Annotated in this window: 11 protein-coding genes; 3 read left to right on the forward strand and 8 right to left on the reverse strand. The window is 59.2% G+C overall.

All coding sequences use genetic code 11. The features are described 5' to 3' along the window. Positions 1-74: 74 nt before the first annotated feature. From M6F29_RS00905 to M6F29_RS00930, 6 genes are all read right to left on the reverse strand, one after another. Positions 75-788, reverse strand: a complete 714-nt coding sequence (locus tag M6F29_RS00905; protein WP_298156642.1) for an HAD-IA family hydrolase — start codon at positions 786-788, stop codon at positions 75-77. Further along, positions 788-1,666 (reverse strand): phosphoribulokinase, encoded by an 879-nt coding sequence (locus tag M6F29_RS00910; protein ID WP_297479712.1) that lies wholly within the window; start codon positions 1,664-1,666, stop codon positions 788-790. The genes M6F29_RS00905 and M6F29_RS00910 overlap by 1 nt, the downstream gene beginning before the upstream one ends. Positions 1,667-1,706: 40 nt before the next feature. Next, the gene (locus M6F29_RS00915) at positions 1,707-2,774 is read right to left on the reverse strand and encodes a class 1 fructose-bisphosphatase (protein WP_297479714.1); all 1,068 of its coding nucleotides are present in this window, start codon (positions 2,772-2,774) and stop codon (positions 1,707-1,709) included. 508 nt (positions 2,775-3,282) lie between these two features. After that, a complete protein-coding gene (locus M6F29_RS00920) occupies positions 3,283-4,128 on the reverse strand; it encodes a YihY family inner membrane protein (protein WP_298156646.1) in 846 nt (281 codons plus the stop codon). 5 nt (positions 4,129-4,133) lie between these two features. Continuing rightward, positions 4,134-5,666, reverse strand: a complete 1,533-nt coding sequence (locus tag M6F29_RS00925) for a 2-isopropylmalate synthase (protein ID WP_298156648.1) — start codon at positions 5,664-5,666, stop codon at positions 4,134-4,136. A 231-nt stretch (positions 5,667-5,897) separates the two neighbouring features. After that, positions 5,898-7,610, reverse strand: coding sequence for a proline--tRNA ligase (locus M6F29_RS00930; RefSeq protein WP_298156651.1), 1,713 nt, complete (start codon positions 7,608-7,610; stop codon positions 5,898-5,900). A gap of 107 nt (positions 7,611-7,717) precedes the next feature. Here M6F29_RS00930 and M6F29_RS00935 point away from each other — a divergent pair, with 107 nt between their 5' ends. Beyond that, on the forward strand, positions 7,718-8,575 hold the full coding sequence (locus M6F29_RS00935) for a protease-associated domain-containing protein (RefSeq protein WP_298156654.1): 858 nt from the start codon (positions 7,718-7,720) through the stop codon (positions 8,573-8,575). Between the two features lie 95 nt (positions 8,576-8,670). On the opposite strand, the gene M6F29_RS00940 is transcribed toward M6F29_RS00935, so the two are convergent. Together M6F29_RS00940 and M6F29_RS00945 are read right to left on the reverse strand one after the other, a co-directional pair. Continuing rightward, positions 8,671-9,651 (reverse strand): 2Fe-2S iron-sulfur cluster-binding protein, encoded by a 981-nt coding sequence (locus tag M6F29_RS00940; protein WP_298156656.1) that lies wholly within the window; start codon positions 9,649-9,651, stop codon positions 8,671-8,673. 81 nt (positions 9,652-9,732) lie between these two features. Further along, positions 9,733-10,095 carry a group I truncated hemoglobin gene (locus tag M6F29_RS00945; RefSeq protein WP_297462330.1) on the reverse strand — a complete coding sequence of 121 codons (363 nt, stop codon included), beginning with the start codon at positions 10,093-10,095 and terminating at the stop codon, positions 9,733-9,735. A 232-nt stretch (positions 10,096-10,327) separates the two neighbouring features. Here M6F29_RS00945 and M6F29_RS00950 point away from each other — a divergent pair, with 232 nt between their 5' ends. Both M6F29_RS00950 and narL read left to right on the forward strand, forming a co-directional pair. Then, positions 10,328-12,217, forward strand: a complete 1,890-nt coding sequence (locus tag M6F29_RS00950; RefSeq protein ID WP_298156659.1) for a histidine kinase — start codon at positions 10,328-10,330, stop codon at positions 12,215-12,217. Between the two features lie 7 nt (positions 12,218-12,224). Further along, a complete protein-coding gene (narL, locus tag M6F29_RS00955) occupies positions 12,225-12,890 on the forward strand; it encodes a two-component system response regulator NarL (protein ID WP_298156661.1) in 666 nt (221 codons plus the stop codon). Positions 12,891-12,895 lie beyond the last annotated feature (5 nt).

The following is a 12,895-nucleotide window of genomic DNA, read 5'->3' on the forward strand; positions in this document are numbered from 1 at the left end:
GTGTTCGGCGGCGTGATCGAGCAACTGACGCAGGGAAATGAGAGCCATGATGTATCCTCGGAATGTGGATGGAGTTAGAAGGAAAATGAAGCCAGTGGGGGTTCTACCCCCAACTGTTGAAGCAGTTCCGGAAAACTGTCCAGCACGCGGTCAGGGTTGGCCGCAGCAATGGGTTCCCCGTGATTATACCCATGGTTGAACGCCCAGACTGTTACACCGGCACGACGCGCAGCCTGGACATCATTGCTGGAGTCCCCCACAAAAAGAGCGTCCTGCGCGCCCAACCCTGCATCGACCAGGGCCTTCTGGAGTGGCTGGGGGCTGGGTTTTCCTTCCGGGGTATCTCCGCCCCCCACCAGAATGTCGATGGCCTGGGCCAGCCCCTGGCTGTCCAGCAAACGTTGGGACAGGTCCCGATCCTTGTTGGTCACGACGGCCAGTTGGCAGCCCGCCGAACGCAGGGCTTCCAGGGCCTCGGACGCACCGGGATAAGGCCGACTGTGAATTCCGGTCAGGTCATGATAGACCTGCAGAAAGCGCGGGTAGTACCGATCATACAATTGTGCCGCCCGTTCCTCGTCCTGCCCCGTCACCCGTTGCAACACGGTGGCAAACAACCAGGCGGTGCCCTTGCCGATCCACTCCCGGATCAACGCCGCAGGCAAAGGGTCAAAACCCGCCTCGTCCAGGGTTTGATTCACGGAGCAGGCAATCTCGAGGGCGGTATCCACCAGGGTACCGTCCAGGTCAAACATGATCAGGCGCGGCAGGGGAGCAACCTGTCCCATCAGCAAGCAGCCTTGCGCTTGTAATCCATCATCTTGAGAATCATGGGCGTAAAGATCAATTGCATGGCCAGGCCCATCTTGCCGCCAGGAACCACCAGCGTATTGGGACGGGTCATCATGGCATCGTGCAACATGGACAGCAGATAAGGGAAATCGATGCCGTGCGGATCAGAAAAACGGATCACCACCATGCTTTCATCCGGACTGGGAATGTCATTGGCGATGAAGGGGTTGGAGGTATCCACGGTGGGCACGCGCTGAAAGTTGACGTGGGTGCGCGAAAACTGGGGACAGATGTGGTTGACGTAATCGGGCATGCGGCGCAGGATCACGTCCATGACGGCTTCCTGAGAATAGCCCCGCAATTTCTGATCCCGGTGGAGTTTCTGGATCCACTCCAGATTGATGATGGGAACCACGCCCACCAACAGATCCACCTGGGCCGCCACATTGACCTTGTCGTCGGCATAGCCGCCATGCAGCCCTTCGTAGAACATCAGGTCGGTCCCCGACTCGATGTCCTGCCAGGGGATGAAGGTCCCCGGTTCCTGCTTGTAGGGAGCGGCTTCACCGGCATCGTGCAGATATTTGCGGACTTTACCCATCCCGGTCGCACCATAGGTCTTGAACAGGTTCTCCAATTCTTCAAGGAGATTGGCCTCGGGACCGAAGTGGCTGAAATTGCGATTGCCCTTGTCTTCCCGTTCCTTCATCTGCGCTTTCATTTCTGCGCGATTGTAACGGTGAAAGGAATCGCCCTCCACCAACTGGGCAGTGATCTTTTCACGGCGAAAAATATGTTTGAAACTGTTCATCACGGTGGTGGTACCAGCACCGGAGGAGCCCGTCACGGCAATGATAGGGTGTTTGCGGGACATGATCGATGACCTCTTTTATGCAATTATTTTACTAAGTTTCTCAGGCCCGGAACAGGCCACGCTCGCTGAACAGCGGGGAAGAAAAGGGTTCTCCCTTTCCTTCGTCGTGCTCCTGGTGATACTGAACCACCCGGGCCACCTCGTGACGGGACCCCAGAATGACCGCAATGCGCTGATGGATCTGGGTGGGCACCACTTCCATGATGCGTTCCCGGCCCGTGCTGGAAAGCCCGCCCGCCTGCTCCACGATCATGCTCATGGGGTTGGCTTCGTACAGGAGCCGCAGACGCCCGGGCTTCACAGGTTCCTTGGTATCCCGTGGGTACAGGAAGATCCCGCCGCGAATCAGGATACGGTGCACTTCCGCCACCATGGAAGCAATCCAGCGCATATTGAAATCGCGCTCGCGCACGCCCGTCTTACCCGCCTTGCATTCGCTGATGTAACGGGTGACCGGGGGCTCCCAGAAACGCTCGTTGGAGGTGTTGATGGCAAATTCGTTGGTATCCGCCGGAATCTGGATATCCGGATGGGTCAGGATGAAGTTGCCCACTTCCCGGTCCAGGGTAAAGCCATGGGTTCCCTTGCCCACCGTGATGACCAGCAGAGTTGCCGGGCCATACAGGGCATACCCGGCCGCCACCTGTTCGGTCCCGGGCTTGAGATAATCCTGCACCTCGGGCTCTCTCCCTTCAGGCGCACGCAGGATCGAAAAAATGGAACCCACCGAGACATTCCCATCGATATTGGATGAGCCATCCAGCGGATCAAAAATCGCCAGGAAGGGACCGCGCTTGTGCGGTGCGCGCACGGGGAAGGGATCGTCCATCTCTTCCGAAGCGACTCCTGCCACCAGTCCGCCCAATTCAAAGGTGTTCACGAACGCCGTGTTGGACAGGACATCCAGTTTCTTCTGGGTCTCGCCCTGCACATTGGTGGTATCCATGCTGCCCGTCGCACCGCCCAACGCGCCCTTGGAACTCAGGGCGGAAATGGCTTTCACCGCAGCGGCCACATCCACCAGCAGGGCAGCCAGATCGGCCCCATCCTTGGTGCCACTGACATTTTCGATCAAATACTTGGATAAGGTCTTGCGCCCCAGATGCATGGTATGTTTTCTCCGTCAATCAAGCGTTGCCGCATTATTTTGGCCCCCGGAAGATTCCAAAGACACAGGACTCCCCCCAGGGATTTATGGTTATCTGTCGATGATATCCTGAATCCAGTATAAGCAACCCTAAGTATTTTTTATCCGGATCATAAGGAAAAATTACCAGGCAGGATTCATCGTCTCATACCCGTAGTATGACGCAACTTTATCGCGTTGCACAACTGCAACGCACTCCCATAAACGAGAGAGCCGGGATTTCCCGGCTCTCTCGTTCTTTCGGTTCCCCTCACCGGGGGACAGGAGCAAAAGTTATTTATGCCATACCGCATTGTCCAGCATGAAAACGAGAACGGCTGGCCCTACGATTCCAATGATTTCCATCCAAGTAACGCTCATCACACCCCCCTCATCTCGTTGTCTGCGCCCTGATGGTACCGCTCCCCTGAGCATGTCCGGCGCATGGTTCAAAGATACGAAAGAAATCGTGATTTACCTTTGATTAAAATCAATTTTTATGCGTTTTCAACGTCCTGGGAAAGGATTTTTCCTTCCACTGGGGCAGGCAGGCCGTCAGCACCGCGGAAAACAGGATCACGGCCCAGGACAGATGAATCCACGCCAGAAAAATGGGGAAGGCGGCAAAGGCGCCGTAGATCAGGGTATAACTGGAGAGGTGGGCGACAAACCAGGTGAAGCCATTTTTCATGATTTCAAACAGCAAGGCACCCAATACGCCGCCAAACAGGGCATGCCGACGCCGCACCGGGTGATCGGGCACCTTGTAGAAGGCCAGTGCCAACCCTGCCGCCATGACCAGAAAAGACAGCCACTTGAGCACCAGATGAGTCAGGTGTGCGCCCTTCCCGGCCCACCCGATGGACGTCTGCACCAGGAGCGTCATCCCCCATAGCCCCAACCCGAAAAGCAGGGGCCCCAGAAGGATCAACCCCCCATAGATCGCCAGACGGGTGTGCAGGGGACGACGAGGAGCCGTTCCCCAGATGGCATTGAAGGTGTGATCCACCGTCAGGATCAGGGAAAACACCGTCCCCATCAGCATACCCAGCCCCAGATAGGTCAATTGGGCAGCGTGCCCGGAGAACTGGGTTGCATAAACCGCGACCAGTCGGGCCGCCACATCAGGCAGAAGATTGGCCAGCAGAAACCCTCGCACGACCTTCCCGAAATGCCCAAATTCGGGGAAAAGAGAATAGATGTCGATACTGAAGGTGATCAGTGGCACCAGCGCGAAAAGCGTGGTGGTGGTGAGGCTGGATGCCGATTGCATGCAGCGGTCCTGTTGAAACTTTCGCCCCACCATGAGCATGAACTGCCACAGGGCCCGTCCCATGATCTTCACACTTGCGGATTGACCCGTTCCGTGCGCACCTGCAGTTTGTTCAAGGCATTCAGATAGGCCCGCGCAGAGGCCACCACGATGTCCGTGTCCGCCCCCAGCCCGTTGACGATGCGCCCATCCAGAGCCAGCCGGACGGTCACTTCCCCCTGGGATTCGGTGCCGCTGGTAATGTTGTTGACCGAATAGAGTTGCAACTCGGCACCACTTTGCGCCACCTGCTCGATGGCCTTGAAAGAAGCATCCACCGGGCCGCTCCCCTCCGCCTCCGTGGTCCGTTCGTCTCCTCCCAGGGTCAAAACCAGGCGGGCCCGGGGGGACTCCCCCGTTTCGCTATGCGCCATCAGGGAAACCAGTCCGTAGTGATCATTCTGGCCTTCTCCGACTTCTTCCCCCACCAGGGCCTGAAGATCTTCATCGAAAATCTCATGCTTCTTGTCGGCCAGCACCTTGAAACGCTGGAAGGCGGCATTGAGCGCAGCCTCCGAATCCAGCACGATGCCCAACTCCTGCAAGCGGGTACGAAAGGCATTGCGTCCCGAATGTTTGCCCAGCACCAACTTGTTGGCTTTCCAACCCACTTCCTCGGCACTCATGATCTCGTAGGTTTCCCGATGCTTGAGGACTCCATCCTGATGAATCCCGGATTCGTGCGCAAAGGCATTGGCCCCCACCACGGCCTTGTTGGGTTGCACCGGAAAACCGGTGATGGTGGAGACCAGACGACTGGCCGGGACGATCTGGGTGGTATCGATGCGCGTGGTCAAGCCGAATACATCCTGGCGCGTGCGCAACGCCATGACGATCTCTTCCAGGGCGGCATTCCCGGCGCGCTCCCCCAGTCCGTTGATCGTGCATTCCACCTGCCGGGCCCCCGCCAGCACGGCAGCCAGCGAATTGGCGACGGCCAAACCGAGATCATTGTGACAATGCACCGAAAAAACCGCCTGGTCGGCATTGGGAATGCGGTTCATCAAGTCGGCAATGAGCGCCCCATACTGAAAGGGAATGGCATAGCCCACGGTATCCGGGATATTGATGGTGCGGGCTCCCGCCCGGATCGTCGCCTCGATCACCCGACACAGGAAGTCCGGTTCGGAACGGACCGCATCCTCGCAGGAAAACTCCACATCATCCGTGAACTGTCGGGCCAGCGTCACGGCCGACACCGCATGCCCAAGCACCTGCTCCGGGGTCATGCGCAACTTGCGTTCCATGTGCACGGGAGAGGTGGCGATAAAAGTATGAATACGTTTTGAAGGAGCGGGGGCCAGGGCTTCTGCCGCGCTGCGGATATCCTTTTCCTGGGCACGGGCCAATCCGCAGACAGTGCTTTCCCGAATCGCGCCGGCCACCGCCTTGACGGCCTCGAAGTCGCCGGGACTGGCCGCAGGAAAGCCCGCCTCGATCACGTCCACACGCAAGCGCTCCAACTGGCGGGCAATGCGGACCTTTTCTTCACGGGTCATGGAGGCGCCGGGGCTTTGTTCGCCATCGCGCAGGGTCGTATCAAAAATTTTTACAGTATTCATGGTCTCGTCCTTGAAAGTCCAGAGACTTTCATTCATGGCGGAGAACCCCTCAGGAGAGGGGGATCGATACACAACGATGGAAGAAGAAGGATTTTAGCGCGCAAGGCGCAGCAGCAGGAGGGATCCCGTGCAGAAAAGAAGAGCGGAAGTGAAATTTGAGTTCATGGGTTGATTCTACGAAAAAGCCAGAACCCCTGTCAAGGGAACCATCCGATCCGGAAAAAACTTTTCCTATCTCCGGTCGACCTGTGCGGACACCAGCGCAACGACAGTTTCGGCAGAGACCAGGCGGGCACTGGTTTCGAGCCGGCCCTGAATTTCCACACACCCATTTTTCAGGTTGCGTTCGCCGACCACGATGCGCCAGGGAATCCCCATCAATTCCTGGTCGGCGAGCATGACGCCCAGGCGTTCGTCACGGTCGTCAAAGAGCACCTCCACCCCCGCCGCCCGCAAGTCGGCATAGAGGCGTTCTGCCGTGTCCCGCACCAGGGGGCTCTTGCTCGGGCCCAGGGCAATCAGGCTGATCTGGAAAGGGGCCAGCGCCGGGGGAAAACAAATCCCCCGCGCATCATGGTGTTGCTCGATGGCTGCCGCCACGATGCGACTGACCCCGATGCCGTAACACCCCATTTCCACTACCCGGGAACGGCCTTCTTCGTCCAGATAGTTGACCCCCATGGCCTCACTATACCGGGCCCCCAACTGGAAAACGTGTCCGACCTCGATCCCCCGAGCCAATTCGAGGAAGCCCCGGCCATCGGGAGAGGGGTCGCCAGCAACCACGTTGCGCAGGTCCACTACCCGCTCCGGTTCAGGCAGGTCCCGACCGAAATTGACCTGGATGAAGTGGGCGTCGGGCTGGTTGGCGCCACAGGCAAAGTCGGCCAGAACAGGCACGGCCCGATCCGCCCACAGGGTGATGCCAGCAGGCAGACCGACGGGACCGACAAAACCTTTGACGGGGCCCAGCCACTGGATGATTTCAGAGTCCGATGCCAAACGGAACGAACCCAGGAGTTTTTCGGTTTTAACTTCGTTGAGGATATGATCCCCGCGCAGAAGCAGCAGGTGCGGGTGTTGTTCGTCATCCATGACCAGCAGGGATTTCACGATCCGGTCGAGAGGCAGATTCAGGGCCTTCGCCACGGCCTCACAAGTCGTGATGCCGGGGGTGGACACCGTGGTCAGGGGCGCGGAGGGCGCGGGACGAGGAATCGTGGGAGCCAGCGCCTCGGCCAGCTCCACGTTGGCCGCGTAATCGGAATGAGGGCAGAAGGCCAGGGCATCTTCACCGGAATCCGCCAGGACATGGAACTCCTGGGAGGCATACCCCCCAATGGCTCCGGTGTCGGCAGAGACCGCACGAAATTCCAGGCCCAGGCGGGTGAAGATCCGTTGATAGGTCTGAACCATGAGGGCATACGTGGATTCCAGGCTGGCGCGATCGGCATGAAAGGAATAGGCATCCTTCATGACGAATTCGCGGGCACGCATGACCCCGAAACGGGGGCGAATCTCGTCGCGAAACTTGGTCTGGATCTGGTAGAAATTCACGGGAAGTTGCCGATAACTGCGAATCTCCCGGCGTGCAATGTCACTGATCACTTCTTCGTGGGTGGGACCGAAACAGAAATCCCGCTCGTGACGATCCTTCATTTTCAGCATCTGGGGGCCAAACTTGTCCCAGCGGCCTGTTTCCTGCCATAACTCGGCAGGGATGATGGCAGGCATCAACACTTCCTGGGCGCCGCTCCGGTCCATTTCTTCCCGCACCACCGCCTCCACCCGGCGCAACACGCGCAACCCCAGGGGCATCCAGGTATAGAGCCCGCTGCCCAGGCGCCGGATCAGACCCGCCCGCAACATCAGTTGGTGACTGATCAGTTCGGCTTCGGCAGGGGCTTCCTTGAGGGTAGGGATAAACAGTTGGCTGGCGCGCATGACAGGAGGTTCCGACAAATAGAAAAAATTGGTGCCCATTCTAACGCAGTTGGGGGGTAATCCGTACGCCATAATGGCCCGGACACGATCGGCGGGAGGGATAAACGATGCGTCTGGCAGCGGTGATACAGGGGGCGTTCATGCTTGTCATGGCAGGCTGTGCAGAAACGCCGGGGCCCGTGGCGGAGATACCCGATCGTGGCGAGGAAATTCGCTGGCTCCGCGCTTGCGCGCATAAAATGCCGGAAACCCTGTACCTGACGGTGGACCAACTGCGCGGAACCGGGCAAATGACCTGGATTACCCACCATAAGACGCTGCCCGTGAAATTGAACGATGACTTGGTGGTGTCCTGCCGGCAGCCACAGGGAGAACACACGTTGGTGGATTCGCCCTGGCTGTTTGCGGGGTATGGACGATGGATCCCGGCCTTGGGCATCGATGATTTCGGCGCTCAGGACCTGACGGGAAAAACCGTCATCCTGGTGGCCGGAAATTCCCGTTTGCCCGACGATGTCCTGGTGGACTCGGCGCAGGCCCTGGCTTCGGCAGGTCAATCCCTGGACCCGAAAGAGGCGGACCGGATCGATCATGCCCTGGCCCGGGGAGCATCCCTGGTCCTGGTGGTGACCGGCCCGGAACAATTTGCACGGCATCAACGCTTCCCGGAACTCGTGCTGCATCCCCCCGAGTCCGCTCGACCCCTTCCGCACAACGGGATGGTAGGCTGGACCACGTCCCAGGCATGGGGACAGTGGCTGCAAAAGGCCGGAGAACACCCGGACCTGCTTGTCTTGCGGGCGCGGCGCCCGGATTTCCAGCCGGTACCCTTACCCTTGCAGACGGCGGGCGTCCTGTCCTGCAGGGCGCAGTCCGTGGAACTGGAGATCCCGGCCTCCCAGGCAACCCCGGTCGCATCGATGCCGGACCGGAGTTCCCTTTCTCTGCCCCTTGCGACGCCGTAATGCGCCCAGACGTTATTTGATGCCTCGACTGGCGTGGACATTCATCAGGTTGGCCGCGGCGTGTGATCACCATTTCCTCCCCCGCTTCCACTTGGTCATGTACCCGAAGGCAGGAAAGGATCCGCATGAATCTCCGCCATGGATGCCCCGCCCAGAAAAATCTTGAGGCGCGCCTCCTTGACCATGTCCGGATGACCGCAAAGAAAGACACGATGGCGCGTAAATCCCCGGTGATCATTCACGGCGGCTTCAAGCACGGTCCCCACCCGGGCATTCAACGACTGTGCTTCCGGGCTGGCACGATCCACGCAGGGAACATAATGGAAATTGGGAAATTGCCCGGCCAGGCGCTGCAAGTCAGCCTGATGATAGAGGCCCTCCACCGTGAAACTGCCGTGGTAGAGCCAGATCGGCCCAAGATGCCCCTGGGCAAGGGCATCGCGCACGATCCCATAAAGGGGGGCCAGGCCGGACCCCGTCCCGAGCAGCAGCAAGGTCTGTCCTTCCTGTCCGGCGGTATAAAAACACTGTCCCAGTGAATCCCCGATTTCGATCTGCTCACCCACCTGGAGTTGATCGTGTACCCAGGTACTGACCCGCCCCTCCGGAATCCGGCGAACGTGCAATTCCAGCCAGTCATCGAGTTCGGGAACGCTGGCCAGGGAATAACAGCGCGACAGGTCCGCCTGACGGTATAAACGCAGATATTGCCCGGCCCGATAGTCCAGAGGGCGTTCCGGTTTGAGGCGCAGCGCCACGATATCCTGATTCAGGGACTCCACGGCAAGGACCCGTGCTTTCTGACGCAAGCCCTCCGCGTCGGCCAGCGCCACCGTCAGGTCCGATGAAGGACGAGCCCGGCAGGCCAGGAAATACTTTTGCGCCACCAAAGCGGGTTTCAAACCTTCCTGGGCCCCGGCGGGGACCTCTCCCTCCAGACACCGCATCAGACAGGATTGGCAAACACCGGCCCGACAACCCGAGGGAATTTCCACCCCGTGTTCGGCCAAACTTTCCAGCACCGTCCGGGGCGCCTCGTACACGAAATCCTGCCCCTGAAACCGAATGATCGTCATGCTCGCCTCGCATAAAAAAGCCCCGTGGAAATGGCTCTCCACGGGGACAAAACTCACCGACCGGAACGAAAAGGAAAAAAGTTATTTCCCCAGCACATCGTTGCGCGTGGTTTCAGCCACTGCCGCCACCTGTGCAATCAAGGCGTCGGACACCCCCAATTCCTTGAGGGTAGCGCCCAAATCCTCCACCACGGCGTCGAAATGGCTGTCGTTCAACCCCTGCGCCACCAGATGGGCATGCCCCCGACGCATATCTGCGCCCGTGTAATTGTTGGGCCCTCCAAACGCCATGGTCAGGAAAGCCTTTTGTTTGGCTGCCTGTTTTTCCATGTCCACTCCGCTGAAGAAACGGTTGATGCGCTCATCCTGCAGGACCTTGCGGTAAAAAATATCCACGGCAGCATTGACTGCAGCCTCTCCACCCAGTTGCTGGTATAAACTCATGATTGATCCTCAATGTTGTCGTTCGTTAAAGAAAACTCCAGGGCCGCCCTTCGCAGGGCTCGCGCGACCACGGGGTCATAATCGCAGAAATGGCGCCATGATGTATGACAATGATTGGGTAGTCGACGGAAACATTCTACCTCCTAAGAGGTATTCCCTCCCTGGGAAATAAACCGGAAAATGCGGTGAATCATTTGGTTGGAATAACCTTTACGATGCGTTAAAATTGCCCATGAACCTGTTTTCCCGCTCCCTGTCCTTTCTTCCCGCACGTCCCTGGAGCCTCCTGGGTTTGCGTCGCCGGGTAGGTCTGGGATCGTTGCGCCAGCGTCTGGCTCTTTCCCTGGCGTTACTCTTCCTTCTGGTCCTGCTCGGCGTCCTCAGCGCCTGGCGCATGACGATCCACAGCAGCGGTGAAGCACGCCTCCTCAATCACACCGCCGAACTGCGCATGCTGGTCTGGCGCCTGGAGGTGGCACATCTCACGGGCAACCACACCGTTCAGGAAGAGGAAACGAGGGAATGCGACGTTCGGCTCAAGCCCCTGCCCCAACTGACTAAGGACGGATTCCTTCTCGCCGACAGCCCGTGGCCGGGCTTGCTGCTTCAGGCATGGCCGGACCTGCGCGCCCATCTCGAGGCTCCCCCCGATCCAGTCAACCAGCGCTGGCTGGATCAGGCACTTCCGGCCTTCACCCACCTGATCGATCAGGTGACCAACGGCCTGGAACAAGACCTGGAATCCCGCATCCAGACCCTGCGCTGGGTTCAGGGGGCCACCCTGTTGGGCGCATTGCTGCTGACCCTGTCCATCGTCCTTCATCTCCAGCGGGATTTCTTCGTCCCCCTCAAGGTCCTCCTGCGTTCTGCCCAGGCTGTCCAGAACGGACAGTTTTCGGTACGCGTCTCGCCCCAGCCCAACAATGAACTGGGCGAAGTCGGCACCGCGTTCAATGCCATGGTGGAGAGACTCTCGGTCTTGTATGAGGGGCTTGAACAGCGGGTCGCGGAAAAAACCCGTGAACTGCAACACAGCAACCATCTTCTGCAACTGCTCTATCGCACGGCAACCCGGCTGACCGAACAGGACCTGACCCAGGAAATTCTTCTGGAGATGCTCGTCGACGTGGAGCGAGCCCTGGAACTGGGACCGGGCATCGTCTGCGTACGCCGTGAAGAGGACAGCCGCGCTTACCCCCTCGCCACCACCTTACCCGAAATCGAGCGGGCCGCACTGTGTGAATCCCTGGGCTGTTCCATCTGTTTCGGCGCCGGTCGCCCTCCCACGGCCGTCAGCGAACATCGCGTGGGTACGATCCATCTGGTCAGCATTCCTCTGACAGGCGGCGGACAATGGCAGGGGGTCATGCCTTTCCAGATCCGGGAGGGAAACACCCTGAAAACCTGGCAAGCCCAGATCCTGCAGACTCTGGCCGGCCATGTCGCCACGGCCCTGGCCAACGCGCGACGCACCGAAGAACGCCATCGTCTGGCCGTATACGAGGAACGGGCCGTCATCGCCCGTGAACTACATGATTCCCTGGCCCAGTCGCTCTCCTACCTGAAAATCCAGGTTTCGCTCCTGCAAACCCGTCTGGAACCGAAGGCCTCGCCCGAACTGCAGGCCACCGTGGAGGAACTCAAGACCGGCCTCAACAGTGCCTATCGGGAATTACGCGAACTTCTGACCACGTTCCGCCTCACGCCGGGTCAGACGCCCTTCACCGAAGAACTGACCAGTGTCGTTCAGGAAGCCAAACGGCGCTGTGGTTTCGAGATCCTTCTGGAGCAGCGCATGAACAACCTGGAATTGGGGGCCAACGAGGAAATTCACCTGATGCGTCTGATCCGCGAGGCCCTCATCAACATTGAACGCCACGCCAAAGCCACCTGGGCACGGGTCACGCTGGAAGCCAACAGTCTGCGTCAGGTGGAACTCTGCATCGAAGACAATGGCCAGGGATGGCCGGCAACGGCCCCTTCCGGGGGACATTTCGGCCTGACGATCATGCGTGAACGCGCTGCCTTCCTGAACGGGGTGCTGACCTTCGATACCCGCCCTGACGGCGGCGCGCGCATTACCCTGACCTTCATTGCCCAAACCCCTTACGCCGCCCGCTGAGGTTCTCTTGCCACCGCCCCCCCTCCCCCCGCATGAGATTCGCGTTCTGGTCATCGACGATCATCCGCTGTTTCGCCGCGGGGTCCTCCAGTTGCTGGCCAGCACGCCTCATTTCAAGACCGTGGGCGAAGCCGATACCGGCGACGACGGCATCGTTCAGGCCCTGGAACTGAAACCGGATCTGATCCTGCTGGATCTCAATATGAAGAAAGGATTGGACGGCATCGCGACACTCCAGCATCTGCAAGGGGCCGAGTTGGACACCAAGATCGTCATTCTCACGGTATCTGACGACCCCCAGGATCTGGTGACCGCCATTCGGGCCGGCGCAGAGGGGTACCTGCTGAAGGACACGGATCCCGAACAGATGATCGGACACCTGAATGAAGTCATGTTCGGCCGTACCGTCATCAGCGATACGTTGACCCATTGCCTGGCCATTGCCTTGCGCGATGATTCGATGAAAACATTGCGCCAACCGTCCGCCCTGACCGAACGGGAGGACAGCATCGTCCAGTGTTTGGCACAGGGCCTGTCCAACAAGTTGATCGCCCGCGAGTTGGGCATCATGGAAAGCACGGTCAAAGTCCATATTCGCAACCTCCTCAAGAAACTCAACTTCCATTCACGCCTTGAAGCGGCCGTCTGGGCAGTCACCCAAGGACAACGCTAGGCCCC

The organism is Ferrovum sp. (assembly GCF_027317285.1).
Lineage (GTDB): Bacteria > Pseudomonadota > Gammaproteobacteria > Burkholderiales > Ferrovaceae > Ferrovum.